This is a genomic window from Hymenobacter cyanobacteriorum (assembly GCF_022631375.1).
Lineage (GTDB): Bacteria > Bacteroidota > Bacteroidia > Cytophagales > Hymenobacteraceae > Hymenobacter > Hymenobacter cyanobacteriorum.
In genome coordinates this window covers 634,934-658,930 of sequence record NZ_JALBGC010000002.1, presented here as the reverse complement: position 1 = coordinate 658,930, position 23,997 = coordinate 634,934, and the positions used below count along the sequence as shown (strand labels likewise).

The 23,997-nt window shown below is 62.0% G+C and carries 25 protein-coding genes and 2 tRNA genes; 11 read left to right on the top strand and 16 right to left on the bottom strand.

Going from position 1 to position 23,997, the window contains the following annotated elements; all coding sequences use genetic code 11:
• The first annotated feature begins 156 nt into the window (after positions 1 to 156).
• From MON38_RS07940 to MON38_RS07920, 5 genes are read left to right on the top strand one after another with little or no spacing between them, the layout of a single operon-like run.
• Entirely contained in the window at positions 157 to 819 is a 663-nt protein-coding gene (locus tag MON38_RS07940) for a DUF4159 domain-containing protein (protein WP_241935623.1), read from the top strand.
• Positions 820 to 861: 42 nt separating this feature from the next.
• Positions 862 to 1,461, top strand: a complete 600-nt coding sequence (locus MON38_RS07935; RefSeq protein WP_241935622.1) for a biliverdin-producing heme oxygenase — start codon at positions 862 to 864, stop codon at positions 1,459 to 1,461.
• Positions 1,443 to 3,761 carry an ATP-binding protein gene (locus MON38_RS07930; RefSeq protein WP_241935621.1) on the top strand — a complete coding sequence of 773 codons (2,319 nt, stop codon included), beginning with the start codon at positions 1,443 to 1,445 and terminating at the stop codon, positions 3,759 to 3,761. The genes MON38_RS07935 and MON38_RS07930 overlap by 19 nt, the downstream gene beginning before the upstream one ends.
• The gene (locus tag MON38_RS07925; protein ID WP_241935620.1) at positions 3,762 to 4,205 is read left to right on the top strand and encodes a response regulator; all 444 of its coding nucleotides are present in this window, start codon (positions 3,762 to 3,764) and stop codon (positions 4,203 to 4,205) included.
• A gap of 35 nt (positions 4,206 to 4,240) precedes the next feature.
• Positions 4,241 to 5,536 carry a sensor histidine kinase gene (locus MON38_RS07920; protein ID WP_241935619.1) on the top strand — a complete coding sequence of 432 codons (1,296 nt, stop codon included), beginning with the start codon at positions 4,241 to 4,243 and terminating at the stop codon, positions 5,534 to 5,536.
• Positions 5,537 to 5,637: 101 nt separating this feature from the next.
• Here MON38_RS07920 and MON38_RS07915 read toward each other — a convergent pair whose 3' ends face one another.
• From MON38_RS07915 to MON38_RS07900, 4 genes are all read right to left on the bottom strand, one after another.
• Positions 5,638 to 6,174: a 1-acyl-sn-glycerol-3-phosphate acyltransferase gene (locus MON38_RS07915; protein WP_241935618.1), complete on the bottom strand. Its 537-nt coding sequence runs from the start codon at positions 6,172 to 6,174 to the stop codon at positions 5,638 to 5,640.
• Positions 6,175 to 6,327: 153 nt separating this feature from the next.
• On the bottom strand, positions 6,328 to 7,140 hold the full coding sequence (locus MON38_RS07910; protein WP_241935617.1) for a patatin-like phospholipase family protein: 813 nt from the start codon (positions 7,138 to 7,140) through the stop codon (positions 6,328 to 6,330).
• Positions 7,141 to 7,194: 54 nt separating this feature from the next.
• Entirely contained in the window at positions 7,195 to 8,043 is an 849-nt protein-coding gene (locus MON38_RS07905; protein ID WP_241935616.1) for an MBL fold metallo-hydrolase, read from the bottom strand.
• Positions 8,044 to 8,162: 119 nt separating this feature from the next.
• Entirely contained in the window at positions 8,163 to 9,110 is a 948-nt protein-coding gene (locus MON38_RS07900; RefSeq protein ID WP_241935615.1) for an acetyl-CoA carboxylase carboxyltransferase subunit alpha, read from the bottom strand.
• A 301-nt stretch (positions 9,111 to 9,411) separates the two neighbouring features.
• Between MON38_RS07900 and MON38_RS07895 the strand changes: the two genes are divergently transcribed.
• Together MON38_RS07895 and MON38_RS07890 are read left to right on the top strand one after the other, a co-directional pair.
• Positions 9,412 to 9,485: transfer RNA gene (locus MON38_RS07895), tRNA-Asp, on the top strand.
• Between the two features lie 173 nt (positions 9,486 to 9,658).
• Positions 9,659 to 9,732: transfer RNA gene (locus tag MON38_RS07890), tRNA-Asp, on the top strand.
• A gap of 93 nt (positions 9,733 to 9,825) precedes the next feature.
• Here the strand turns inward: MON38_RS07890 and MON38_RS07885 are convergent.
• Positions 9,826 to 10,344, bottom strand: a complete 519-nt coding sequence (locus MON38_RS07885; RefSeq protein WP_241935614.1) for a DUF4112 domain-containing protein — start codon at positions 10,342 to 10,344, stop codon at positions 9,826 to 9,828.
• A gap of 121 nt (positions 10,345 to 10,465) precedes the next feature.
• Here MON38_RS07885 and MON38_RS07880 point away from each other — a divergent pair, with 121 nt between their 5' ends.
• Together MON38_RS07880 and MON38_RS07875 are read left to right on the top strand one after the other, a co-directional pair.
• Positions 10,466 to 10,951, top strand: coding sequence for a hypothetical protein (locus MON38_RS07880; protein ID WP_241935613.1), 486 nt, complete (start codon positions 10,466 to 10,468; stop codon positions 10,949 to 10,951).
• An 86-nt stretch (positions 10,952 to 11,037) separates the two neighbouring features.
• The gene (locus tag MON38_RS07875; RefSeq protein WP_241935612.1) at positions 11,038 to 11,532 is read left to right on the top strand and encodes a hypothetical protein; all 495 of its coding nucleotides are present in this window, start codon (positions 11,038 to 11,040) and stop codon (positions 11,530 to 11,532) included.
• A 96-nt stretch (positions 11,533 to 11,628) separates the two neighbouring features.
• Here the strand turns inward: MON38_RS07875 and MON38_RS07870 are convergent, their stop codons facing one another.
• The 9 genes from MON38_RS07870 to MON38_RS07830 form a co-directional block, all read right to left on the bottom strand.
• The gene (locus tag MON38_RS07870; RefSeq protein WP_241935611.1) at positions 11,629 to 12,189 is read right to left on the bottom strand and encodes a protein-tyrosine phosphatase family protein; all 561 of its coding nucleotides are present in this window, start codon (positions 12,187 to 12,189) and stop codon (positions 11,629 to 11,631) included.
• 30 nt (positions 12,190 to 12,219) lie between these two features.
• On the bottom strand, positions 12,220 to 13,197 hold the full coding sequence (locus MON38_RS07865; protein ID WP_241935610.1) for an ADP-ribosylglycohydrolase family protein: 978 nt from the start codon (positions 13,195 to 13,197) through the stop codon (positions 12,220 to 12,222).
• A 33-nt stretch (positions 13,198 to 13,230) separates the two neighbouring features.
• A complete protein-coding gene (locus MON38_RS07860; protein ID WP_277881400.1) occupies positions 13,231 to 14,004 on the bottom strand; it encodes a class I SAM-dependent methyltransferase in 774 nt (257 codons plus the stop codon).
• Position 14,005: 1 nt separating this feature from the next.
• Positions 14,006 to 15,148, bottom strand: coding sequence for an SRPBCC family protein (locus MON38_RS07855; protein WP_241935608.1), 1,143 nt, complete (start codon positions 15,146 to 15,148; stop codon positions 14,006 to 14,008).
• 64 nt (positions 15,149 to 15,212) lie between these two features.
• On the bottom strand, positions 15,213 to 15,755 hold the full coding sequence (locus MON38_RS07850; RefSeq protein ID WP_241935607.1) for a GbsR/MarR family transcriptional regulator: 543 nt from the start codon (positions 15,753 to 15,755) through the stop codon (positions 15,213 to 15,215).
• A gap of 230 nt (positions 15,756 to 15,985) precedes the next feature.
• The gene (locus MON38_RS22660) at positions 15,986 to 16,108 is read right to left on the bottom strand and encodes a DUF1731 domain-containing protein (RefSeq protein WP_338423754.1); all 123 of its coding nucleotides are present in this window, start codon (positions 16,106 to 16,108) and stop codon (positions 15,986 to 15,988) included.
• Between the two features lie 21 nt (positions 16,109 to 16,129).
• The gene (locus tag MON38_RS07840) at positions 16,130 to 16,897 is read right to left on the bottom strand and encodes a TIGR01777 family oxidoreductase (protein ID WP_241935606.1); all 768 of its coding nucleotides are present in this window, start codon (positions 16,895 to 16,897) and stop codon (positions 16,130 to 16,132) included.
• A 138-nt stretch (positions 16,898 to 17,035) separates the two neighbouring features.
• A complete protein-coding gene (locus tag MON38_RS07835; RefSeq protein ID WP_241935605.1) occupies positions 17,036 to 18,109 on the bottom strand; it encodes a DNA polymerase beta superfamily protein in 1,074 nt (357 codons plus the stop codon).
• Positions 18,110 to 18,220: 111 nt separating this feature from the next.
• The gene (locus tag MON38_RS07830) at positions 18,221 to 18,991 is read right to left on the bottom strand and encodes a nucleotidyltransferase domain-containing protein (protein ID WP_241935604.1); all 771 of its coding nucleotides are present in this window, start codon (positions 18,989 to 18,991) and stop codon (positions 18,221 to 18,223) included.
• Positions 18,992 to 19,188: 197 nt separating this feature from the next.
• On the opposite strand from MON38_RS07830, the gene MON38_RS07825 reads away from it, so the two are divergent.
• Complete coding sequence (locus MON38_RS07825; protein WP_241935603.1) at positions 19,189 to 19,773, top strand: TMEM175 family protein; 585 nt, start codon at positions 19,189 to 19,191, stop codon at positions 19,771 to 19,773.
• Between the two features lie 100 nt (positions 19,774 to 19,873).
• Here the strand turns inward: MON38_RS07825 and MON38_RS07820 are convergent, their stop codons facing one another.
• Together MON38_RS07820 and MON38_RS07815 are read right to left on the bottom strand one after the other, a co-directional pair.
• Positions 19,874 to 20,455 carry a transposase gene (locus tag MON38_RS07820; RefSeq protein ID WP_241935602.1) on the bottom strand — a complete coding sequence of 194 codons (582 nt, stop codon included), beginning with the start codon at positions 20,453 to 20,455 and terminating at the stop codon, positions 19,874 to 19,876.
• A 124-nt stretch (positions 20,456 to 20,579) separates the two neighbouring features.
• A complete protein-coding gene (locus MON38_RS07815) occupies positions 20,580 to 23,342 on the bottom strand; it encodes a polynucleotide kinase-phosphatase (RefSeq protein WP_241935601.1) in 2,763 nt (920 codons plus the stop codon).
• 69 nt (positions 23,343 to 23,411) lie between these two features.
• Between MON38_RS07815 and MON38_RS07810 the strand changes: the two genes are divergently transcribed.
• Positions 23,412 to 23,972, top strand: a complete 561-nt coding sequence (locus MON38_RS07810) for a hypothetical protein (RefSeq protein WP_241935600.1) — start codon at positions 23,412 to 23,414, stop codon at positions 23,970 to 23,972.
• Positions 23,973 to 23,997: the final 25 nt, after the last annotated feature.

Here is a 23,997-nt window from a genome sequence, read left to right as displayed (position 1 = left end):
GATGGGCGAGCAGACGAGCCACGAAGTAACAACCCGGAACTACTTTGCAACAGCGCTTGGCCAAACCAGCCTGTGCTACGGCCATCCAGCCCGAACTTTCCGGCCCGGCCTGCCATTACCAAGCTTGGCGGGTCCCGTCTGCCCGTTCCTACTCTTATGTTCAAATCCCTGTTTTTCTCCCTCGCGCTGCTGCTCACCCTCACGGCGGCGGCGCCCGCGCCCAGCTTCCGCATCGCCAAGCTGCACTACGGCGGCGGCGGCGACTGGTACGCCAACAAGACCTCGCTGCCCAACCTCATTCAGTTCTGCAATCAGAGCCTGAAAACCAACATTGCGCCCGACGAAGCCACCGTGGAGCTCGACGCGCCCGAGCTGCTCTCCTACCCCTTCATTCACATGACCGGGCACGGCAACGTGAGCTTCACCGACGCCGAAGCGCGCAACCTGCGCCGCTACCTCACCGGCGGCGGCTTCCTGCACATCGACGATAATTACGGGCTCGACAAGTTTATCCGGCCCGAGATGAAGAAGGTGTTTCCCGAGCTGGAGTTCGTGGAGCTGCCCTTCTCGCACCCCATCTACCACCAGAAATACCAGTTCCCAAGGGGCTTGCCCAAAGTGCACGAGCATGACGGCAAGCGCGCCCAGGGCTTCGGCCTGCTGTATAAGGGCCGTTTGGTGTGCTTCTATACGTATGAGTGCGACCTCGGCAACGGCTGGGAAGACGTGGGCACCTACCCCGAAGACTCGCCCGCCACGCACGATGCCGCCCTGCGCATGGGCGCCAACCTGGTGAGCTACGCGCTGACCCAGGACTAACTGAAAGCGCATTTGTTGAGCTTCCTGCCCTATTTTCGTAGCTTGAACTCCCCGCAACCACCCACCGCAACGCCGGCCGAAAGCCCGGCCCTGCTGCCGCGTCTGCGCCTCGAAACCAGACCTTACCACGATTCCGTCGAAGCCAACGCCTTCAACCAGGCCCTGACGGCCGGCCGCGTCACCGCTGCCGAAACGGCGCAGTTTCTGGCCCGCATGTACGGCTTCGTGCAGCCTTACGAGGCGGCACTACGCCGGCACGCGCCCGCTTTCGGCCCCGACTGGCAGCTGGAGCAGCGTTACCGCGCCCATTTCATTCTCGAAGACCTGGCCCGGCTGGGCTACCCGGCCGAGCCGCCGCTGTGCCCCGCCCTGCCGCCGCTCGAAACCCGCGCCCAGCTGCTGGGCGCCATGTACGTGCTCGAAGGCTCGACCCTGGGCGGGCAGGTAATTGCCCGCCAACTGGCCGCCGCCGGCATCGACGGCCGCACCTTCTTCGCGAGCCGGGCCGAGCGCACCGGGCCGCTCTGGAAGCAGTTTGGCCAGCTGCTCGAAGCAGCCGCCGCTTCGGAAGACGCCGATGCCATCGTGGCCTCGGCCATTCTCACGTTCCAAACCCTCGCCGCATGGCTTATTCAGGAGTAAAACTATCCGACGAAACGCTGGTGGGCCAGCCCATCGACCTCAACAACTGCGACCGGGAGCCCATTCACATTCCCGGCCTCATCCAGCCCTACGGCTTTCTGCTGTGCCTCGATGAGCAAACGCGGCAGGTGGTAATGGCCAGCGCCAACACCAAAGACCTGCTCGGCATTGCCCCCGAAGACCTGGTAGGCACCGGCCTGGGCCGCCTTATGGAGCCTGAGCAGTTGCTCGAAGTCGAGCGCCTCTGGCCCAGCATCACCGAGCAGGGCCGCCTGCTGGGCGTGCGCCTCGAGCGCGTGCTGAACCGGCCCTATTTCAAGCTCATCCTGCACCGCTACGACGACTTGCTGTGGGTAGAGGGCGAGCCCGTGGCCGACAACAGCGTCAGCGCCTTCGACCTGCCCACCCTCAACCTGGCCATGGGCAGCCTGCTCAGCGCCACCACCACCCTGGAAATGTGCCGGGTAGCCGCCACCCAGGTGCGCGCCCTCACCGGCTTCGACCGCGTGGCCGTGTACCGCTTCGCGCCCGACGACAGCGGCGAAGTGGTGGCCGAGGATGTGCGCGAAGACCTGCCCACCTGGCTGGGCATGCACTACCCGGCCACCGACATTCCGAAGCAGGCCCGGGCCATGTACCTCAAAAACTGGCTGCGCTTTATTGCCGACGCTTCGTACGTGCCCGTGCCGCTGGTGCCCGCCAAGCACCCCGTCACCAACCGCCCGCCCGACATGACCTATTCGGTGCTGCGGAGCGTGTCGCCCATCCACATCCAGTACCTGCACAACCTGGGCTCGCAGGCCACCATGACCATCTCGCTCATCGAGGATGGCAAGCTGTGGGGCATGATTACCTGCCACCACCAGAGCCCGCGCCTGGTGAGCTACGAGCTGCGCGATTTGTGCCAGTTTCTGGGCAAAACCGTGTCGGCGCTGCTCAAAACCAAGCAGCAGTACGACGAGCTGGCCTACCGCCAGCACATTGCCCAAACCCAGACGCGCCTGTTCGAGCAGGTGGGCACCCAGCTCAACTTCGTGGACGGGCTGTACCGCTTTACGCCCACGCTGCTCGACGTGTTCGACTGCGGCGGGGCAGCCATTTGCTTCGACGGCGACATCATTCAACTGGGCCATACGCCCAACCCCGAACAGCTCACCGAGCTGGTGGCCTGGCTGCGCGAGTTCGCGCCCGATGAGGAGGTTTTTTACACCGATTCCTACGCCCAGCTCAACCCGGCCGGACGCGCCATTCGGGGCACGGCCAGCGGCATTATTGCCATCCGGCTGGCCCAGGCGCCCAGCGAATACATCTTCTGGTTCCGCCCCGAGCAGCTGCAGACCGTGACCTGGGCCGGCCGCAACGAGAAAAACCAGACCACCGTCGACGGTCAGATTTTTCTCTCGCCGCGCCAGTCCTTCGAGGCCTGGAAGGAAACCGTGGAGGATACTGCCGTGCCCTGGCAGCCCATGGAAATTGCCGCCGCCCGCGACATCCGCCTGTTTATCTCCGACGTGCGGCTGAAGATTTTCAACGAGCTGCAAGCCCGCGCCCGCGGCCTCACGGCCCTCAACATCGAGCTCGAGCGCAGCAACGACGAGCTGGATTCGTTCGCCTACGTGGCCTCGCACGACCTCAAGGAGCCCCTGCGCGGCATCCACAACTACTCGCTGTTTTTGCTGGAAGATTACGCCGATAAGCTCGACGCCGACGGCGTGAGCAAGCTGCAAACCCTCGTGCGCCTCAGCCAGCGCATGGAGGCCCTCATCGAGTCCTTGCTCCAGATTTCGCGCGTGGGCCGCCAGGAGCTGCAGCTGCAGCCCACCGACCTGAACCAGGTGCTGGCCGAGGTGCTCGACCTGCTCAGCCCCCGCATTCAGGAAACCAATACGACCGTGGAAGTGCCCGCGCCGCTGCCCACGCTGCGCTGCGACCCCGTGCGCATGAGCGAAGTGTTCAATAATTTGCTCACCAACGCCATGAAGTACAACACTAAGGCGGCGAGGTACGTAGAAATCGGCGTGGCGCCGACCGGTCAGCCTACGTATCACCGGCCGGTCGACACCTCTCTATTTGAAGTGCTGTATGTGAAAGACAACGGCATTGGCATCGATTCGAAGCACCACGAGAGCATCTTCCGGATTTTTAAGCGCCTGCACAGTCAGGATAAATACGGAGGCGGCACCGGGGCCGGGCTGGCCATCGTCAAGAAGATGGTGGAAAAGCACGGCGGCGAGCTGTGGGTCGAATCAGAGCCGGGCCAGGGTGCTACGTTCTATTTTACCGTTCCAAAATTGCTGTAAGTGAATTCCTCTCTCAAACCCGTTCTTGTTGTCGAAGACAGCACCGAAGACTTCACGGCCCTGGGCCGGGCCTTCCGCAAGCACGCGTTGCAAAACCCCGTTTTCCGCTGCGAAGACGGCGACCAGGCCCTTAATTACCTGCAGGGGTACGGCGCGCTGCCCAACTGGCCCTCCACCCTGCCCGCCATCATCCTGCTCGACCTGAACATGCCCGGCACCGATGGCCGCACCGTGCTCGGCACGCTCAAGCACGACCCCAAACTCAACCAGATTCCGGTCATCATCTTCACCACCTCATCCAACTCCAAGGACATCGAGGAATGTTACCGCTTGGGGGCTAACAGCTACATGACCAAGCCGGTAGACTACCTGGCGCTGGAAGAAAAAGTGCGCCTGATTGTACGTTACTGGCTGGACTCAAACGAGTTGCCGAACCTGAACTAGCCTGCGCTTTCCCCGTTGCCTTAGCGCCATTTTGCGTGAAGAAGATTTTAATCATTGACGATAATCCGCAGGACCGGATGCTCTACCAGCGTTTCCTGGGCACCCAACCGGGCCAGGAACGGCTGGAGATTCACGAAGCGTCGGATGGGGCCGAGGGTTTGGCCCGGTTTCGGGAGCTGCGCCCCGACTGCGTGCTGCTCGATTATAACCTGCCCGATACCGACGGCTTGGCCATGCTGGGCCATCTGGCCGAGATAGTGCCCGTGCAGGCGCTGTGCGTGGTGATGATTACCGGCGGCGGCAGCGAGGCCCTGGCCGTGCGCGCCCTCAACAGCGGCGCGCTCGACTACTTGGTGAAACAGCAGTTTGACCGCGAACTGCTGAACAAAACCGTGCGGCACGCCATCGAGAAAAACGAGTGGCGGCAGTACGAAGGCCGTTACCACCTGGAGCTGCAGGGCATCAACCGCCAGCTGCGCGACTCGTTGGCCGAGCTCACCCGCACCCGGCAGGAGCTTGATGAACGCAACCGCCAGCTTAGTGCCGCCAACGAAGCTGCCATTGCCCGCAACCGCCAGCTGGCCCGCACCAACCAAGACCTCGACAATTTCGTGTACGCCGCCAGCCACGACCTGCGCCAGCCGGTGAACAACCTGCGCGGCCTGTTCGAGGAACTGTGCCGCTCGGCCTCCTTTCAGGACCCCGAAGAAGCCGTGATTCTGCGCCTGTTCGACGATTCGCTCACCAGCCTCACCACCACCGTGACCGACCTGGCCGCCGTGGTGCAGGAGCAGCGCCAGCAGGGCGAGCCCACTTCCGAGGTAGTCGCGCTGAAGCCGTTGTTTCAGGAGGTTCTTCAGTCGCTCGGGCCCCAGATTACGGCCGTGGAAGCCCACATCAATGCCGATTTCAGTGCCTTACCCGAGGTGAAATACGTGCGGAGTAACCTGCGCACCATCGTGCTCAATTTGCTCAGCAACGCCATCAAATACCGCCACCCCGGCCGGCGGCCCGAAGTGGCCATGCGCGCTTACCTGGCCGATGGCGCACCCGTGCTCGAAGTAGCCGACAACGGCCTGGGCATGAACCTGGCGCAGCACGGCCACGAGCTGTTCCACCTGTTCCGGCGCTTCCACCCGCTGGCGGGCGAGGGCACCGGCGTGGGCCTGTTCCTCGTCAACCGCATCGTGCAGCACGAAGGCGGGCAGATTGAGGTAGAAAGCGAAGTAGGCGAAGGCACCCTCTTCCGCGTAAAGTTGCACGCCGGCGAACACGCTGAAGTTCAGCAGAAAGCCTCGGGGCTGGCCCAGGCCGTAGCCGCACGGGTATAGCATCAAACGGTCATTCCGACGCAGGAGGAATCTGGATAAACCCGTTGCAGGGTTCGCTCAGATTCCTCCTGCGTCGGAATGACCGTTTTTGGAATAAACGTTTACCGCACGCCCTGGCTGGGGAAACGTCCGGTTTTGGTGCGGTAGAAGGCCTTGATTTTGGCTTCGTCGGCCTCGTAGTCGCCGGTTGGCCACACGGCCTCGCCAATGCCGGCTTCCTTCTCTTTGTAATCGAGGTAGCCCAGCCGGATGGGCACGTGCGCACCCAGCGCGGCAAAGTAGTAGCCCTTGCGCCAGCGCGGCTGGTAGGCCCGGGTGCCTTCGGGGGTGATGAGGATGACCAGTTCCTCGTGCTCGTCGAATAGCTTCACCATGCCATCCACGAGGCTGTTGTTGCGGCTGCGGTCCACGGCCAGGCCACCGATGGCCTTCACCAGCCAGCCGATGGCCCAGTTTTCGGTCCACTCCTTTTTCACGGTGAAGCGCACGGGCACGCCCATGAGGTAAAACGCTGCGCGGGCCAGGATGATGTCCCAGTTGCTGGTGTGCGGGGCCGCAATCATCATGCTTTTCTTGATGTCCGGGTTGTGAATCTCGCCCAGGTGCCAGCCGGCTACTTTAAAAACGAGCGTGGCCATGGCATGCCAGAAAGGAGATTTTTCGCGGGGAGTCATGAAAGCAATACGGAATTAGCGGGAAAGAAAACCAGGATTCAGCCTTAATTCGGCCAAATCGGGCTACAAAGATGGGATACCGCACCCAATGCCACGCCACGGCGGGGAATACCGTCGCTACAAAAGCGCCGTCAGTGCCGCCGCCTGGCTCATGGTATAGCGGTAGCCGATGTCGAACAGCTCGGGGCCGCGCTTGTAGCCCAGCGGGCGGTAGTGGCGCAGTTCGGGCGGCTCCAGCAGCAGGTGGCACTGGGCCTTGCGAGCCGCCGTGTTGGCATTGATGGCCAGGTGCAGCGTGCGCTCAATAAGCCGCCGAAAGGTTGGAATGTGCGCTTCGGTATTGATGGGGTTGCAGTGCACGCCCACCACGCGCAGGTTGGGCTGACCCAGCAGCGGCTCTACGGGCAGGTTATTGAGCAGTCCGCCATCCACCAGCTGCCGCCCCTGGTATTCCACCGGCCGGTAAATAATGGGCACCGCCGATGAGGCCAGCAACGGCGGCAGCAACGGCCCGCTGCGAAAGTACACCGACTCGCCCGCCATCAAATCGGTGGCCACCAGCGTCAGCGGCCGGCTTAGTTGCTCGAAGGTGAGGGTGGTGCCCAGGTGCCGGGCCAGCAGTTGCTCCACCGCATCGAAATGCAACAGCCCGAATCGGCTGAACGCCGGCCGCGTGAGCCGAAACACGTTGGTCGCCAGCAACAAACGTAGAATTTCGCGCGGCGCAAAGCCCGCCGCGTAAAACACGCTGGCAATAGCCCCCGAGCTCACGCCGGCCAGCTGGCCAATGGGCAGTTGCAGCTCGTCGAGTGCCGCTAGCACGCCCAAGTGCGCAATTCCCCGCGCCCCGCCGCCCGATAACGCCAGCCCGAGCTGCGCGCTGGTGGGTTGCTGGATTGGCGAATTGGCGGGGTCGTAAGGAAGCTGCACGTTTTTGTTATCGGATTTGGTCCTGATACGTTGTTTCCCGCCAATCTGCCGGCCTTACAAATCCGCCAGCCGCAGCGTTTGGTCCAGGCGCACACCCTTTTCAGTCAGCGCTACCGTGCAGGCCTCATTGGTGGGGTCGTGCTCGAGCAGCAGCACCCAGTTTTCGGCCGCCGCGCGTTGCAGCACGGCCTCTTTTTCGGGCATGGTGAGCAGCGGGCGCACGTCGTAGCTCATCACGTAGGGCAGCGGAATGTGCGCAGCGCTGGGCAGCAAATCGGCCATAAAAGCCAGCGTGCGGCCTTTATATTCCATCACCGGCACCATCATCTTTTCGGTGTGCCCGTCGGCCAGAATGATTTCGCGGAACTGCGGCAGCGCACCGGGCACACCCTGTTGCAGGTCCACAAACTGCAAGTGCCCGCTTTCCTGAATCGGCAGAATATTCTCCTTCAGAAAGCTGGCCTTTTCGCGCGGGTTGGGCGTCACGGCCCAGTCCCAGTGCGCCTCGTTGCTCCAGTACGTGGCGTTCGGAAACGCCAGCTGCAACGCCCCATCGGGCCGGCGCTGCACCGAGCCGCCGCAATGGTCGAAGTGCAGGTGCGTGAGGAAAACGTCGGTAATATCAGCGCTGGTAAAGCCCAGCTTGCGCAGAGACTTCTCCAGCGTATCATCGCCGTGCAGATAGAAATGGCCGCGGAACTTCTCGTCCTGCTTGTCGCCAATGCCGTTGTCGATGAGCAGCAGCCGGCCGCCGTCCTCAATCAGCAGGCAGCGCATGGCCCAGGTGCACATGTTGTTGGCGTCGGGCGGGTTCAGCTTCTGCCACATGCTTTTGGGCACCACGCCAAACATGGCGCCGCCGTCGAGCTTGAAAAGGCCGGTATCGAGGGTGTGAATGGTCATTCTTTGAAATGTTGAGTTTTGAATGTTGAATGTTGAGTTGGGCTTTTGACTGCGAGACCCACCTCAGCTTTGTTAAGCCGACGGTAAACTCAACATTCAAAACCCAACATTCAACACTTCTACTCCACCACTACGCCCATCGCCGAAAACTTGTCAATCCGCTGCGAAATCCGGTCTTCGGCCGGAATGGCGGCCAGTTCCTTCAGCGTCTTCAGCAGCGTAGTTTTCAGGGTTTCAATCATGCGCTCGGGGTCGGTGTGGGCCCCGCCCAGCGGCTCCTTCACGATGCCATCGACCAGCCCGGCCGATTTCATATCCGTCGCCGTGAGCTTGAGGGCCTCGGCGGCCTGCTCCTTGTAGTCCCACGAGCGCCACAGGATGCTGCTGCACGACTCGGGCGAAATCACCGAGTACCAGGTGTTTTCCAGCATCAGCACCCGGTCGCCGATGGCAATGCCCAGGGCCCCGCCGCTGGCGCCCTCGCCGATGATGACGCAGATAACCGGCACCTTCAGCATGAACATCTCCTTGAGATTGCGGGCAATGGCCTCGCCTTGGCCCCGTTCCTCAGCCTCGAGGCCCGGAAAAGCGCCGGGCGTGTCAATTAGCGTCACCACCGGCACGTTGAATTTTTCGGCCAGCTTCATCAGGCGCAGAGCCTTGCGGTAGCCCTCGGGGTTAGGCATGCCGAAGTTGCGAAACTGGCGCTGTTTGGTGTTGTGGCCCTTTTGCTGGCCGATGAACATGACCGTCTGCCCATCAATCTCGCCGAAGCCGCCCACCATGGCCTTATCGTCGCCCACGGTGCGGTCGCCGTGCAGTTCCACAAACTTCTCGGCCATGCCCTCGATGTAATCCAGCGTATACGGCCGCTCGGGGTGGCGCGAGAGCTGCACCCGCTGCCAGCGCGTGAGGTTGGCGTAGGTTTCCTTTTTAAGGTCTTTGATGCGTTTCTCCAGCGCCGCGACGGCCTCACCTACTTCCACGTCGCTCTCGGCGGCGAGTTTCTGCATTTCGAGGAGTTTGCCTTCGAGGGCGGCGATGGGTTGTTCAAAATCAAGAAGCATGAGCGGCGAATGGCTTGGCAAGTGAGTGGGAAGGCGAAAATAACGGGTAGCAGTGTCTAAACGGAACTTATACCCGCTACTACCGGCCCTAAATGCCGTGGGTACGGCGGTTGGCAAAGGTAAAACATCCGCCGTTGCGATAGGGCGCGAAAAATAATCAGGCTGATAAACAACCCCCAAGCTCCAAAACGGGGTTAATTCGAGAAAAATATTGGCGCCATCCTTGCGGGCCGCAATTTCTTTACCCTACCTTTGTGTCACCAAAGCGGAAAAGCACACGGCTTTCCCACTTGAGACGAACGGTTTGGTAGTTCAGTTGGTTAGAATGCCGCCCTGTCACGGCGGAGGTCGCGGGTTCGAGTCCCGTCCAGACCGCAACTGTTTGTCGAAAAGGCCGTTTCCAGCACGGAAACGGCCTTTTTATTTCCCTGTTTCAGTTTCGGTTTTTCCGATTTTGGAATAAGCATCAACACTGTAAGGCCAGATTTTGTCACCTTGTTTTGCAGCATCACCTTTGGACGAGCACACGGCTTTTCCACAAGACAAACGGTTTGGTAGTTCAGTTGGTTAGAATGCCGCCCTGTCACGGCGGAGGTCGCGGGTTCGAGTCCCGTCCAGACCGCTACCGTTTGTAAAAAAGGCCCTTTCCTCTCCGGAAATGGCCTTTTTTTATGCTTGAAAAACACCTGTGTCAGGTATCGCCTTATGCGAGCGGCTACCCTCCCGTCGTCGAATGTGCTTCGAAATAATGCCAGCCCCAGCGCAGCAGCGCCACGCTGCCCCACGCTACCAGCGCAAACACCACCCCAAACCCCAGTAGCAACAGCACTACCAGGCCCCGGCCGCTGCCGCTGTGCCGGCCTTCGGCGTAATGGCGGCGCAGCAGCGCCACGTTGCGCTCGTTGCTTTTGTAAGCAAAGTCGAACACGTTGCCGAGAATGGGAATGCCGCCCATCACGGTGTCGAGGAAGATGTTGAGGGCCATGCGCACCACTACTGCGCCGCTGGCCCCGTGGCGCAGCATGGTGAGCAGCAGCGCCACCGAAACCGCCGTGGTGGAGAGGTCGCCCACGATGGGCAGCAGGCCCAGCAGTGGGTCGAGCCCGAAGCGGAAGCGCGTGCCGGGCAACCGGAACTGGCTGTCCATGAGGCGGGCCACGCGTTCGACCCAGCGCAGCCGCTCGTCGGCATCGAAAGAAGGGGCGGAAGTGACAGCGGTGGGGCGAAGCGGCATTGGTATTGGAGTTTAGGACTCATACGGCAACGGCGGCGGAAAGGCAACCGGCATCTGCACGGGCTTATGGCTTTTCGCGGGGATGATTGGGTAGCTTTGCGGCAATTCTATCGGCATTGCTATGAATACTCCCGACACGCCCGCCACCCCGGGCTTCGACCGCGCCCGGGCCGGTCTCTGGGCCAGCCTGCAAAAGCACCTGGCCCCGCTTTACGCGGCCGAAACGGCTTTTTTGAAGGCTTCGGCTTTTGCTGCTGACTTTCCGTTTTCGGCGGGCAGCGTGCCGGCCGAGACGCTGGCCGAATACTGGCGCAGCCGCCACACCCTGCGCGACCTTTACACCGACGAAACGGCCCAGCTCGATACGCTCACCAAGGCCATTCGGACCAAGGGCTATTCGGAGGCGGAGAAAAAACAGCTCTACCTGCTGCTGCTGGGCTATTTCGATATTGCCGCGTCTATTTTCGGCTTGCTCGAAACCCACATTCCCCGCCCGCTGCCACCCGATGAGGAATGGGCCGAAACCGATGCCCGGTTCGACCGCATCCGTAAGTTTGCCCGGCTCAATGTAAAAGGCATCGCCGGTCTGCTAACCCTACCCGCGTAGGGCCGATAAGGGAGAATCAGAGGGGGATTTCGCCATTTGGGCGCGCAACTGCGTACAAGGGACTTCATTCTTACGGCTCGATTCCTATGAAACGTTACGCCTCCCTCCTGCCGCTGGCTCTGCTGCTAAGCTGCGCCAGCACCGACCGCCCCGCCACCGAAACCCCGGCCGTGTCGATGGCCCCGCCGCCAGCGCCCGCAGTGCAGCGTGCCTTCGACGTGCCCGCTTTGCTGGGCCTGAACGCCGATGAAATTGCCCGGCCGTTGATAAGTCAATCTGTTCGCCCCGACCGCGACCGCACGCCCCGCCAGTCGGAAACCGGCATGACCGAAGCCCTCTACACCTACTGGCGCGATACCACGGCGCTGGAAGTGAGCTACGACCCGGCCTCGCTGCGCGTGAACAGCTACTTCATCAAAACCAAAAGCGGCCACACGGCCGACTACGCCACGCTGCTGAAGCTGGCCAACGTGAGCAAGTACGACAAGCGCCTGCGCATCGAGCCCATTGCCTCGGCGGTTAATCCGCAGCAGTTTACGGGTGTGAAGCTAACGCCCGCCGAACCCACGCCGGTAAACTAGCTAGTTGAATAAAACGGTCTTTCCAACGCAGGAGGAAGCTGGGTGAACCCGTCGTGGCACGGTGCTCAATTTCCTTCTGCGTCGGAAGGACCGTTTTTATGCAACGGCAGCCGGCACCGGCTCGAAGGCGCGCACGTAGGCGGCCTGCTCGACAGTTTCGGGTGAGCGGGCCACGCGGTGGCTTTTCTCCACGCCCTTCCACTCCTCGGCGATACGGGCCAGGGCTTCGTCGCCGCTCAGGCCGAAGTGCTGGCGCAGGTGGCAGCCCACCACGGTGCCCGTGCGGCCCACGCCGCCCCAGCAATGCACCACGGCCCGCCGGCCAGCAGCGGCACTGTCTTCGATGGCAGCCAGCACCTCGGCCAGCCGTTTGGGCGTGGGCACGCTCACATCGCGGATGGGAAAGCGGCGGAAGCGCACGCTCTCGGCAGCCAGGCCCAGGTGGGCGGCGCGGGCGCGCAGCAAGTCCTCGTAGGGTTCGAGTGGCTCGGTGGCCTCGGTGAGGTCGTAGAAGTCGCGGATGCCAGCGGCCAGGAGCAGGTCGAGGCGGTGGGCGGCTTCGGCTTCCAGCTTGGCTCCCGGGTACTCGGAGGCCAGCAGCAAGGGGGTGGCCCAATACGAGTTGGGCAGCGGACGGGGGGTGGGAGTAGTATTCATGGTAGAAGGTAAGAAAATTTACGATAGGTGCTACTCGCTGGCCAGCCGCCGGGCCAAATCTTCAATGTCGGCGCGGCGGGCCAGCACGGCCAGCCACTCGGCTGGGATGCCGGCCTCGCCGTAGGCCAGGCCCGCGAGGCCGCCGGCCACGGCTCCGGTGGTGTCGGTATCGTCGCCGAGGTTCACGGCGGCCAGCACGGTGGCGGCGTAGGTGCCGTGTTTCAGCAGGCACCACAGGGCCGCTTCGAGGGTGTGGACGACGTAGCCGGAGGATGAAATCTGGTCTTCTTTCAGCTGAGAAAGTTTGCCGTTGAGCGTAGTTTCATAATGTCTGTCCTCCACCACTGCAGGAATGCTACCATTTTCCAGCCAAGGATTTGCCAGTTCTCGCATTTGCGTACAGGCTTCGGCCGGAGCCAGACCAGCCAGCAAACCCCGCGCTACCAATAAATACAGAAAGCAGCCCAGCGTGGAGCGCGGGTGGCCGTGCGTGACGCTGGCCACATTTTCAGTAAGCGTCCAGGCGGCGTTCAAATCCAGCTTTTCAGCCCGCCAGACATCGTGAAAGGCCAGCGGCAAAATGCGCATGAGCGCGCCGTTGCCGTTGTCGTATTCGGAGTTTGGTCCGGCTTTGGTCGGCTCAACCCCGCGTTGGAGGCGGTCGATGGCGGCGCGAGTGGCATTGCCCACGTCGAAGGTTACGCCTGTAGCCGTCCAGTACGATTGGTAAAGCCAGTTGATGCTGCGCCGGGCAAAGTCGCTCAAATCGGGCGCACCGTGGCGGCCGCCGGGGCGGGCCAGGGTTTCGGCCAGGCAAAAGGTGAGCGAAGAATCGTCTGACCAAGTGCCGGCGGGCTGGCGGTGGGTACCGTAGGCGCGCATGCTGGTAACGGGGTCTTGTCGGCGGGCGGCGCGGGGCGCAAATTCAACGGGTACGCCGAGGGCGTCGCCCACGGCGAGGCCTAGCAGCGCGGCTTGGGCTTGTTCGGGAAGGGATTTGGTTGACATAGAAAGAACTGATGAAGAACGCGGGCGAAGCTACTACCGCGCGCCGGTCAGTTCGGCCGTGAGCAGCACTGCGCAGCCGGGCCACAGCTGCTGCTGCCGCAACGCGCCAAAACCAGCCTGCCGCAGGGCGTGGCGTAGTTGCCCCAGGTCGGGGCCCCGGCGGAGGTAGCCGGCCAACGCGGCGTGTACGGCAGCAGCTGGGCACAGTCGCCGCATCACCGGCATCAGCAAGTCCAGATATGCGGGCAACAGCCGCCGCAGCCAGCCCCGCGCGGGCAGCACTACTTCGAGCAGAGCCAGCTGGCCGCCGGGTTGTAGCAGTCGGGCCGCCTCGTGGGCCAGCGCGATGTAGTCAGCCGGGGCCAGGGTTTTCAGGCCGAAGGCGCAGGTAACGGCGTGCGCCCGGCCTGCTGGCAGGCCGGTAGCCAGCGCATCGGCGGGGTGTAGCGTCAGTTTGGGGCCAGCTGCGTGCCGGCAGGCGCGGGCCAGCATCGAGGCCGAAAAATCGACGGCGGTGAGTTGCAGGCTCGCTCCGAGGTAGCGGCGCAAGGCCGGCCACAAGTCGGCCCCGCCAGCCATCAGGTCGACCATGAGCACCGGCTGGCCGGCAGCTGGCGGAAGCAATTCAGCCACCAGCTGCCGGCGCCAGCGGCCCAGAAGCCCACCCGAAAGCCAGGGCGCAAAGCCATAAGTGGGTGCCATGGCTTCGAACAAGGCCCGCACTCGCGCCGAGGCATACGCTGGGCCGCCAGACGTTGGCGCAACCGGAGCCACGCAAGCATTCACTTGCTCATTCGCTATCAGCATATTATTTATGGGTATAATTGGCTTCGGCCCGTTCTTTCAGCGTGGCCAGCACCTGGCCGTGCATGGTATCGAGCAGGTAGTCGCTCCAGAGCTGCCAGTAGAACTGCGGGCCGATGGAGTGGCGGTAAACGGTGCGGGCTTCGAGCAGCGTGCGCCCGCCCGGCAGGGGCCGCAGCCGGAACGTGCCGCTGTCGACCTGGAAAAACCCGTGCAGGTGCGGCGCGTGCACGTCGGGGTACGGACTGAGTTCGCGCATGGGCGCGGGCATGCTGGGCGACGGCACGGCAAATGTGAGGCTGCGGCCCGGCTCCCAGCCCACCACCGGCAGCCGGGCTACGCCCTGCGAATAGCGGCACACCAGCGTGCGCCGGCCGGTAGCCGAATCGAGCGCGAAAGCCGTGCGCGTGGGGTACACCACGCCCGCCCGAAACCAGTTGTTGGCGGCCGGATACGCCACGGGGCGCATCAACACGGCCCACACGGCGGCGGGCGGGGCATTCACCAGCAGCTGCGTGCGCACGCGCCGGGGCAGCACCGGAGCCGGGTGGCGCACCTCGTATTCCTGGGCGGCCGGGTACAGCAGCAGCACCACGGCCAGCACGGGCAATGGGCGGCGCGGGCCGCGCATTTCAACCACGGCCTGCCCCAGAAACCCACCTATCACCGCCATTATCAGGGCAAAAGGCAGCGCCATCAATACGCAGATAATGCCCTCGCCCTTCGCCGATACCAGCAGCAGCATCGAAGCCAGCACCGCCATAATGGCCACTACCGCCCACGAAACCGACCAGATGCCGCCCGCCCGCCCGGGCTGGTTGCGCTTGTAGAGCAGCACCGCCACGAAACTGCAAATGGTGGGCGACAGGCAAAACAGCGTGGCTCCGTAGGACTCGTACTGCCGCAGCGACAGCCACATCAGCAGCGTGCCCAGCCCGCCGGCCACCAGCGCGGTGCCCACAATGGCCAGCAAAGCCGAACCCCAGGCACTATTGGGCTCATCCTCATCCGGCAAATTCGATGCTTCAGCACCGGGTGGCAGCGGCGTAGCGTTTTGGAATTGCGCGAAGGCTGGGGTGGCGGCGGCTGGGTCGTTTCCGGCGGGGTCGGGCTCGGTGGGTTCGGGTTGATTCTCGGATGTTAACATTGCTAAAACGGCAAGAATGAACAGAACGGCCAAGCCGACCGCCGGGCTGCGACCGCACGGGTCGCTATATAAACAGCTTCAGAAACTTGTCCCAGAACCAGCTTTTTTCGGCCTGCATGAGGCGCGTGAGGAGCTTGTCGGACACGGTGGCCAGCTGCTGGATGTCGGTGAGCGTGGCGTGAAAGGCCCGGTACTCGGCATCCGCGGGGTCGCCGGGCAGGGCGGCCAACTGGTCGAGGCTGCGCTTTATCTGGTCGAGTTCGCGGCGCTTGCGCGCCCGGATGATGCAGCGCGTCACCTGCAGCATGTCCTTCTCGGCCACGAAGTATTCGCGGCGTTCGCCGGGTCGTAGCTCTTTGTATACCAGTCCCCAATCGAGTAGCTCGCGCACCGTCATGCTGGCGTTGCCGCGCGAAATGGTGAGCTGCTCCATGATGTCTTCGGTGCTTAGCGCAGCCGGGCTCACCAGCAACAGGGCATGCACCTGGGCCAGGGTTTTACTCACGCCCCAGCTGCTGCCCGATACGCCCCAGAGATGAATAAACTGGGCGCGGGCCTCGGCCAGCGTTAATGTGGGGTTGGTTTGGTCGGAATTTTCGGGAATCATCGTAAATAATTTATTGCCTGTTAAATAGCCAGACGAAATAAGCAATAAGCGGTACTAAAGGCAGCAATCCCCTGACAAGCTTCGACTGCACATTGAGTTTGGCTAACCACACTAGCAGACTGCCGACCAATGCCACAGGCAGGAAAAAAAGCCCCATAAAAGGCGTAAAAACCAGCAGACTGCCCAGACAGCACAGCGTTGTTCCCAGAGTCACAAGACGCATAGTCGGTTTACAGCAAACCCTTTAAGCAGGCCTCGCAGGCAGGAAACTCAAACTGAAACCCCAGCTCAAGCAGCCGCTGCGGGTACACTTTGCGGCTTTTGAGAATCAGCTCGGTTTCAGTGCGCAGCACAAAAGCTCCGATTTCAAGCAATCATTTCGGCTGAGGCAGGCGTAGCGGCGGCCGCAGCTGCTGGCTCAGCAGGCCCATAAAATCGCGGTTGGTCAGCGGTAGCGGGGCGCACAGGTTGAATGCCCCGGCTGCCGTAGGCTCGCCAATAAGAAACGCCACGGCCCGGCAAAAATCGACGATGTGCAGCCAGTTCATCCACTGCCGGCCATTGCCCTGCGGCGAGCCCAGCCCCCACCGGGCCAGCCGCGTCATCACTGGGAAAGCCCCGCCATCGCGCCCCATTACAATGGCCGTGCGCAGCGCCACCTTGCGCGTGGCCGGGGCCGCACAGGCTGCAAAAGCCGCCTCCCAGGCCCGTGCCACTTCCACCGAAAAGCCCTCGCCGATGTGGCCTGCCGCCTCGGTATTGGCCGGTTGCGTGCCCGGGGTATCGGCGTAAATAGTTGCCGTTGAAGAATTAAGCCACGCCCGCGGCGGCACGCTGCAGGCAGCTACGGCCGCGCCCAGCACGCGGGTGCTTTCGGTGCGACTGGCGATTATTTCGCGCTTGTTATCAGCCGTATAGCGGCAGTCAACCGTGCGGCCCGCGAGGTTTACCAGCGCAGCGGCTCCTTCCAACTCGGCGGCCCAGGCGCCGAGGGTGCGGCCATCCCAGTGCACGTAGTCGGGGCCGGGACCGGGGTTTCGGCCCAGCACGACCACGCGGTAGCCCTGCTCCCGGAAATAACCCGCCAGGTGCTGGCCCAGAAACCCGTTTCCTCCGGCAATCACCAATTTGGACTGTGGCATAGGCGCGGCCCACCGAATGACACGGCACCGGGACATCCCAGCCGCCTTTCCGTTGGACAGGGCAAATGTATCACAAGTTTCAATAATTATTGAAACTTGTGATACACTATTTTCAAATAATTCCTTCTTGCCTTGTTTTCAAATACTTGCGTAAAACGCCTGCCGCACTTGCCGTAGCAGCAGCTCGGCAGCAGCCCTATCCGGCGCATCGGGCAAGGTAGAGTTGGCGAAGGCGGCTTCTACCCGCGTCACCAATTGCTCGGCATCAGCAACTAATGCTTCGTATTCAAATTCGCCCCGCCGGATTTGCAACAAGAACTCGCGGTTGGGCCGATGAACATTTAGCTGACGGTAATTGGCAATTTCCTCGGCCATTTGCAGTAGTCGGAAAACGTGCAACATGTTTTTAGCGTCGTAATTTTTGCCGTGCTGCACAGTATTTTGGTACCGCTCGGCATTGCGCTTTTCCACCCATTCCCAATATTCCCGAAACACGCGACAGTACGTGCTGTACCCGTTGCGGTTGAAGGACAGATACGCCACCGGCTTCTCCCCTTTCGGCACGGCCGAAAGCAGGACGTCCTGCGAGGTTTCCGCGTCGCGCACCAGGCCCCGGTAGCCAAGCGTGCGCCCGAGCGTGGCATCGATGAACAGGGCGTATAAATCGGTGAGGTGCGGCACGTTGGCCAGGCCGCACTGCGCGGCTTCGTAGCCGTGGCGGGCCAGCCATTCGGTGGCGGGTTGGGCGCCCGCGCCGGCCGTGATGTAGCAGAAATCGAGCACCGATTTGCGGGCCGGCGGCTCGGGCTGGTTGATTTTCTTATTCAGGCCCCGGGCTTTGCGGATTTGCGCCACCGCGTATTCGGCGAAGCTCTGGCGGCAGAGTTTCGAGAGAAAATCAGCGGCTTTAAATTGCTCGAATAGCGGGTGTTTATAAATAACGCAGTCGGCCGGCGTGCCCAATAATTCGAGCACGGTGGGGTTGTTTTTCAGCAATAATTCCACGAAGCGGCGTAATTCATAAAACACCTCGTCATTGGTTTCGTTGGCAATTTGCGGGATGTAGTCGAGGCCGAAAAACTGGTCTTCGGGCAGGATGAATACGCCTTTGAGGTCAGTATCGGAATGCGGCAAGTTGGTACCGTAGGCGCGGCTGCCGCTGATGGCTTCGAAGAGAATCAGGTTATGGCGGCGCAGGTCGGCAATGGTCATGGGCGAAAGTAACGCGGCTGCGGCGTAGCGCGGACTTTGTAGTCCGCGTCCCCGGAACGGTTTCGGCGGGGCGGACAGAAACGCGGACTACAAAGTCCGCGCTACAGTTCGCTATACCGCAAACGCTTCGGCCAGCAGCGTCCGAAACAACGCATCCAGCTCGCCGGCCGTGCCTGCGCTCCGCAGCACCGGCAGCCCGTCGCGGGCGGCCTGCCCGGCGGCCAGTTCTGCGCGCAGGAACTCGCCCAACGCCGCCGGGCGGGGCACGGTGGTTTTTTCATTGGATAAGGCTTTGGCCGCCAGCAGCGCCGCAACTTCGGCAGTGTGGGCGGCGGGCAGCAGCGCCCGCAGCGGGGCGAATTCCATCGGCGGCAGCGTGCGCCGCTCGCGAATCCAGCGGGCGGCCAGGGCCGAGCGCAGGGCGTAGAACAGGCGTTTCAGGCGCACGTCGGGGCCGGCTAGGTCTTCTTCCACGCCGCGCCGCAGCTGGCCCAGGTAGTGGTGCAGGCCGGCTTTCAGGTTGAAGGCGGCGGGCAGTAGCGGGGCCAGCCGGGCCCGGAAATCCAGCGCCTCGTGGTAGACCACCGGCGACTGCAGCCACTCGAACACCGAGGCATTGGAGCCGCGCAGCAGGCGCAGCGCTTTGCGCAGCTCCCAGCCGGCGAGGTCCAGCTCGTCGTCGACGGGGAAATTGAGCGTATCGGGGCCTTCATCCAGGGTGAGGTACCAGTCGGTGGGGTGGCAGTAGATGAAGCGCACGTCGAAGTCCGAATCGGGCGAGGGGAAGCCCCAGGCGCGGCTCCCCGACTCGCACGCGTAGAGAATACGGATGCCGTGGGTGGCTTCGAGCTGCGTGAGGGCGGTGGAAATGCGGGTTTGCATATGAATTATCTGGTAGGCCATCATGCTGAACTAGTCGAAGCATCTCTACTGTAATACTAAAATGAATTAGTTGCGCGGTAGAGATGCTTCGACTAGCTCAGCATGACGTTCTGAACACCACGAAAGTAGCAGGAGGCGCTGCATGGCGCTACTTTAGCGCCTCACCCTCGCTCAGCGGCTCGCTGCCCCTCTTTCTCATGCGCAAAGGACGACTCGAAGCTTTTAGCGATGGCGTACTGGCCATCATCCTCACCATCATGGTGCTGGAAATTAAGGTACCGCACGGCGCGGCCAATTTTGCGGCGCTGAAACCGCTGCTGCCCGTGACGTTAAGCTACTTATTGAGCTTCATCTACATCGGCATCTATTGGAACAACCACCACATGATGCTGGCCAGCACGAGCCGGGTATCGGGCGGGGTGCTGTGGGCCAATCTGCACCTGCTGTTCTGGTTGTCGCTGGTGCCGTTCGCCACGGGCTGGATGGGCGAAAACCATTTCGCCCCCGCCACGCTGGCCGTGTATGGCGTGATGTTGCTAATGGCGGGCGTGGCCTATTTCGTGCTTCAAAACTGCATTATTGCCATCGAAGGGCCGCATTCGGCGCTGGCTCGCGCCATCGGGCGCGACTTGAAGGGCAAGGCCTCGCCCGTGCTCTACCTGGCGGGTATCGCGGCCAGCTTCTGGCAGCCGTGGGTGGCGGGCGGCATCTACGTGGCCGTGGCGCTGATGTGGCTCATCCCCGACCGGCGCATTGAGCGCACGCTGGTAGAACGAGTGTAGAGACGCGACACTTCGCGTCTCGGCGTCCGCGCCGTTTGGGTATCGTTCAGGCGCTAGTCGTTCACGCGGGAGACGCGAAGTGTCGCGTCTCTACACTCGTTCAACGATACAAGCCTTCGCCGTTATCATATTCGGATTCCCAACGTCTGGGATTGGTAACGATGTAATTTTGAATACGCTCCAATTCGTTTTGATTGCGGATGATTCTTTCATGAAAGCGGGCCTGCCACTGAAATTCTATTTCCTGATGTCGCGCAAAAGTTGTCACCGCTGATTTGAATCCGCGGAGCACGGACGCTAAATTTTGAGACTGCGGCCCAAACCGATTTTCGTAGACCTCTAGAGACGCAACACTTCGCGTCTCCTCGCTCACACCGTCTACACCATCCTTATCAAAAATCAATATTCCATGCAGGTGGTCAGGCATAAGGATGAATGCGTCCAATTCCACGAATGAAGCAAAATGAGGAATTGCAGCCCAACACTTAGCGGCGTATTTTCCAATTTCAGTTGGTTGCAAAAACGAGCTATTCCAGTCACCATTTGGCACTTCAATATTGCCAAAGTACGGTTGGCGATTTTGGGCGCAGACGGTGATGAAATACATTCCGTTTTGGCCGTAATTATACCCCGACAAGCGCGTGGAAGGAATCCGGTATTTATCCTGGTAAAGTTCCGGCATACGTTAAATGTAGAGACGCGACACTTCGCATCTCGGCGCGTGAACGATGGTTTGATATTGGCAAAGTAATTCTATACCAGTCGTTCAACTAAGAGACGCGAAGTGTCGCGTCTCTACAATCGTTCTACAGCCGCGGGTCCACCGCTTCGCTTTCCAGCGCGAGCACGCCGAAGACGCACTGGTGCACGCGGCGCAGGGGCTGGCCGGCCACGAAGCGTTCGAGGCCCTCGACGCCGAGGGCGAACTCGCGCAGGGCGAGGTTGCGCTTGGCTTTCACGTTGCGCTGGCGCAGGCGGTCGAGGTGGCCGGGCAGCAGGTAGTCGGGGCCGTAGATGATGCGCAGGTACTCGCGGCCGCGGCACTTGAGGGCGGGCTGGAGCAGGCCGCCTTTGCCCTGGGGGATGAAATCGTAGGGCTTCACCACCATGCCTTCGCCCCCGGCGGCGGTGAGGTCGGTCCACCACTGGATGGCGGCTTTGACTTCGGCGGGGTTGGTGAGAGGGACGACGCGGTAGGGCGTGGCGCGGAGCAGGCCAGGGTCGGCGAGGGCGAGGGTGCGCAGGGTTTCCATGTGCCAGGCGTGGTCGCGGTCGAAGTAGGTTTTGCCTTCGGTGGCTAATAAATGGAAGGGCGCGAGTTTGAGGTCGTCGAGGGAGTGCACGGGCCAGCAGTAGCGGCGGTAGGCGTCGGCGTAGTGGGTGGCGGCCTGGTGGCGGGCGGTGGTGCGGGCCAGCAGGGTTTCGGCGCCGTCGAGCTGGCGGGCGGCAGCTTCGGTGAGGGCGGCTTCGACCTGGGGCAGGGCGGCGAGGGCGGCGGCGGCCACGGCGGCGTACTGGGTTTTGACCAGCTCCTGGGCTTTGGCCGACCAGGGCAGCAGCTCGGCATCGAGGCAGACCCAGTCGGTGTCGAATTTCTCCCAGAAACCGGCCGTGCTTAGGGCGTCGCGCAGGCGGGCGAGGAAGGCGGTTTCGAGGGCGGCGTCGGTGAAGAAGTTGCGGCCGGTGCGGGTGTAGACCTTGCCGATGCCCTCGCCCACGAGGCCGAGGCGGCGCTGGATGGCGGCTTCGTCGCGGCCCACCACCACCACCACGCGGCTGCCCATGTGCTTTTCTTCGCACACCACGCGCTCCACGCCGAGGCGCTGGTAGTAGTCGAAGGCTTCGGCGGGGTGTTCGAGCAGGTCGGGCAGGGCCGAGGTTTCGGTGGGCGACATGGTGGGCGGCAGGTACAGCAGCCACTTGGGGTGCAGGGCGAAGCGCGACATCACCTCCAGGGCGGCCACGGCGTTGTCTTCGCGGATGGTGACGCCGCGCATGAGCCGGGTTTCGATGAACTGCTTGCCGGTGACGTCGCGGATATCTAATTCAGCTTCTAGCTGATAGCTACTAGCTGTTAGCTTTTCGTTCTGGTTTTCTCCGTCAGGCGAAGAAGCTGACAGCTGAGAGCTAGCGGCTAACAGCTGTTTATAATTGAGCGGCCTGGCCGGTTCGCAATACACCTGCGCGGCGGGCACGGCCACGAGCTCGCGCTCGGGGTAGCGCAGGGCGGTGAGGCGGCCGCCGAACACGCAGCCGGTGTCGAGGTCGATGGTGTTGTTGAGCCATTCGGCATCGGGCACGGGCGTGTGGCCGAAGGCGACCATGGCCCGGCCCCGGTACTCGCGGGCCCATTCGTAGCGCACGGGCAGGCCGAATTCGTCAATCTCGCCGGTGCTTTCGCCGAACAGCGCGAAGGCCCGCACGGCCCCCGAGCCGCGCCCCTGCATCTCCTCGGTGAGGCCGGCGTGGGCCACCACCAGCTTGCCGCCGTCGAGCACGTAGTGGCTCACCAGGCCGTCGAGGAAGCGCCGCACCTCGCTCTTGAAGGCTTCGGGCTCGGGTTCGAGCTGGGCCAGGGTTTCGGCCAGGCCGTGGTTGATGGTGACATTTTTGCCGTTGAGGTGGCGCAGGAGCTTGATGTCGTGGTTGCCGGGCACGCAGAGGGCGCTGCCGTCGCGCACCATGCTCATCACCAGGCGCAGGACTTGCGGGGAGGCGGGGCCGCGGTCCACGAGGTCGCCGAGGAAGACGGCCTTGCGGCGCGGTCCGTCTGCCGATTGTAGAGACGCGACCCTTCGCGTCTCAGCGTCCGCGCCGTCGGCATCGTCCACGGCTGTATCGTTCAACGAGAAGACGCGAAGTGTCGCGTCTCCACTTACCAGCGGCGCGACCACCCGCACGCCCAAATCCCGCACGTCCGTAATCGGCTCTTCCGTAATCTGATACCCTAGTTTCTCCAGCAGCGCGCGCAGCTCCTCGTAGCAGCCGTGCACGTCGCCGATGATGTCGAAGGGGCCGGTTTCCTCTTGGCGGTTGTTGTAGAGGCGGTCGCGGGTGATGGACTGGATGGCGTCGATTTCGCCCACGTTACGCAGGTGGTGGATGTGCCGGAAGCCCTCCTGTTTGAGGTTGCGCAGGCTGCGGCGCAACTGCTGGCGGTGGCTGGCGATGACGTGCCGGCCCAGGTGGCGGCGGTCGGGGCGCTGGGCGTTGCGCTCCTGGGCCACGGCGTCGGGCACGTCGAGCACTATCGCCACGGGCAGCACGTGGTATTGGCGGGCTAGGGCCACCAGGGGCTTGCGGCCTTCCTCCTGCACGTTGGTGGCATCGACCACGGTGAGCAGCCCGCGCTTCAGGCGCTTGGCCACCAGGTAGTGCAGCAGCTCAAAAGCGTCTTTGCTGGCCGATTGGTCGTTTTCATCGTCGGCCACCAAGCCCCGGCAGGCATCCGACGACACGATTTCCGTGGGCTTGAACAAGCGCCGCGCAAACGTGGACTTGCCCGCGCCCGTGCTGCCAATGAGGATGATGAGGGAGAGTTCGGGGACCTTGAGGGTATCTTGGGGCATTGGAAAGGACACGGCGTAGAATTGCCGAATACAAGATTAGGCACAACTACCCACTATTGAGACATCATTATGAAAGTCGGCAAGCAATTCAACACGCTCACCTACGGGGAGTATCTGCACCTGATTGAGAACCACAAGAAGTTCACGGACTTCAACACGCTGGGCCTGTTTCGCTCCACCGTGGAAACCACGAAACTCAGCCTCGAAGAGAAACTTGAGTTGCGGAAAGTCGCTATTGCGGCTTTTGCGAAGACGTTTGAATTTCTGCAGTTGAAGGACCCTCAGACGTATTTCGAGGTGAGTACGCTGGGCGAAAGTCTGACAGTGGCTGATAAAAATCAGGTTTGGGAAGATATTCGGCGCAATCAGCAGAAAATTTGGGAGAGCAAAAAGCCAGGGCATCGGAATTTTGGCACGTATTCAAAGCACTTGTGCGGCTATGACACCTGCCCGCTGAATGGCATGATGATTCGAGCAGGCTCTCGCCTATCATATGGCGGCGAGATGCACTTTAATTCAGATAATAGCCGTGATTGGTCTAAATGGTCTAAAGAATTAAAAGCTGAGCGGCACAAACGAGACAGAAAAACGGAGTTTCGAATTACGGCGCAAAGAACTCTAGAGGAATAAGCTCTTGCTTTAATTGTGAAATAGA

Bases quoted from the DNA above. Each gene is read 5' to 3' on its own strand.
- MON38_RS07940 (WP_241935623.1), top strand. From the start codon at position 157: ATGTTCAAATCCCTGTTTTTCTCCCTCGCGCTGCTGCTCACCCTCACG.
- MON38_RS07930 (WP_241935621.1), top strand. From the start codon at position 1,443: ATGGCTTATTCAGGAGTAAAACTATCCGACGAAACGCTGGTGGGCCAG.
- MON38_RS07915 (WP_241935618.1), bottom strand. From the start codon at position 6,174: ATGGCCACGCTCGTTTTTAAAGTAGCCGGCTGGCACCTGGGCGAGATT.
- MON38_RS07905 (WP_241935616.1), bottom strand. From the start codon at position 8,043: ATGACCATTCACACCCTCGATACCGGCCTTTTCAAGCTCGACGGCGGC.
- MON38_RS07900 (WP_241935615.1), bottom strand. From the start codon at position 9,110: ATGCTTCTTGATTTTGAACAACCCATCGCCGCCCTCGAAGGCAAACTC.
- MON38_RS07885 (WP_241935614.1), bottom strand. From the start codon at position 10,344: ATGCCGCTTCGCCCCACCGCTGTCACTTCCGCCCCTTCTTTCGATGCC.
- MON38_RS07880 (WP_241935613.1), top strand. From the start codon at position 10,466: ATGAATACTCCCGACACGCCCGCCACCCCGGGCTTCGACCGCGCCCGG.
- MON38_RS07875 (WP_241935612.1), top strand. From the start codon at position 11,038: ATGAAACGTTACGCCTCCCTCCTGCCGCTGGCTCTGCTGCTAAGCTGC.
- MON38_RS07870 (WP_241935611.1), bottom strand. From the start codon at position 12,189: ATGAATACTACTCCCACCCCCCGTCCGCTGCCCAACTCGTATTGGGCC.
- MON38_RS07865 (WP_241935610.1), bottom strand. From the start codon at position 13,197: ATGTCAACCAAATCCCTTCCCGAACAAGCCCAAGCCGCGCTGCTAGGC.
- MON38_RS07860 (WP_277881400.1), bottom strand. From the start codon at position 14,004: ATGCTGATAGCGAATGAGCAAGTGAATGCTTGCGTGGCTCCGGTTGCG.
- MON38_RS07855 (WP_241935608.1), bottom strand. From the start codon at position 15,148: ATGTTAACATCCGAGAATCAACCCGAACCCACCGAGCCCGACCCCGCC.
- MON38_RS07850 (WP_241935607.1), bottom strand. From the start codon at position 15,755: ATGATTCCCGAAAATTCCGACCAAACCAACCCCACATTAACGCTGGCC.
- MON38_RS07840 (WP_241935606.1), bottom strand. From the start codon at position 16,897: ATGCCACAGTCCAAATTGGTGATTGCCGGAGGAAACGGGTTTCTGGGC.
- MON38_RS07835 (WP_241935605.1), bottom strand. From the start codon at position 18,109: ATGACCATTGCCGACCTGCGCCGCCATAACCTGATTCTCTTCGAAGCC.
- MON38_RS07830 (WP_241935604.1), bottom strand. From the start codon at position 18,991: ATGCAAACCCGCATTTCCACCGCCCTCACGCAGCTCGAAGCCACCCAC.
- MON38_RS07825 (WP_241935603.1), top strand. From the start codon at position 19,189: ATGCGCAAAGGACGACTCGAAGCTTTTAGCGATGGCGTACTGGCCATC.
- MON38_RS07820 (WP_241935602.1), bottom strand. From the start codon at position 20,455: ATGCCGGAACTTTACCAGGATAAATACCGGATTCCTTCCACGCGCTTG.
- MON38_RS07815 (WP_241935601.1), bottom strand. From the start codon at position 23,342: ATGCCCCAAGATACCCTCAAGGTCCCCGAACTCTCCCTCATCATCCTC.
- MON38_RS07810 (WP_241935600.1), top strand. From the start codon at position 23,412: ATGAAAGTCGGCAAGCAATTCAACACGCTCACCTACGGGGAGTATCTG.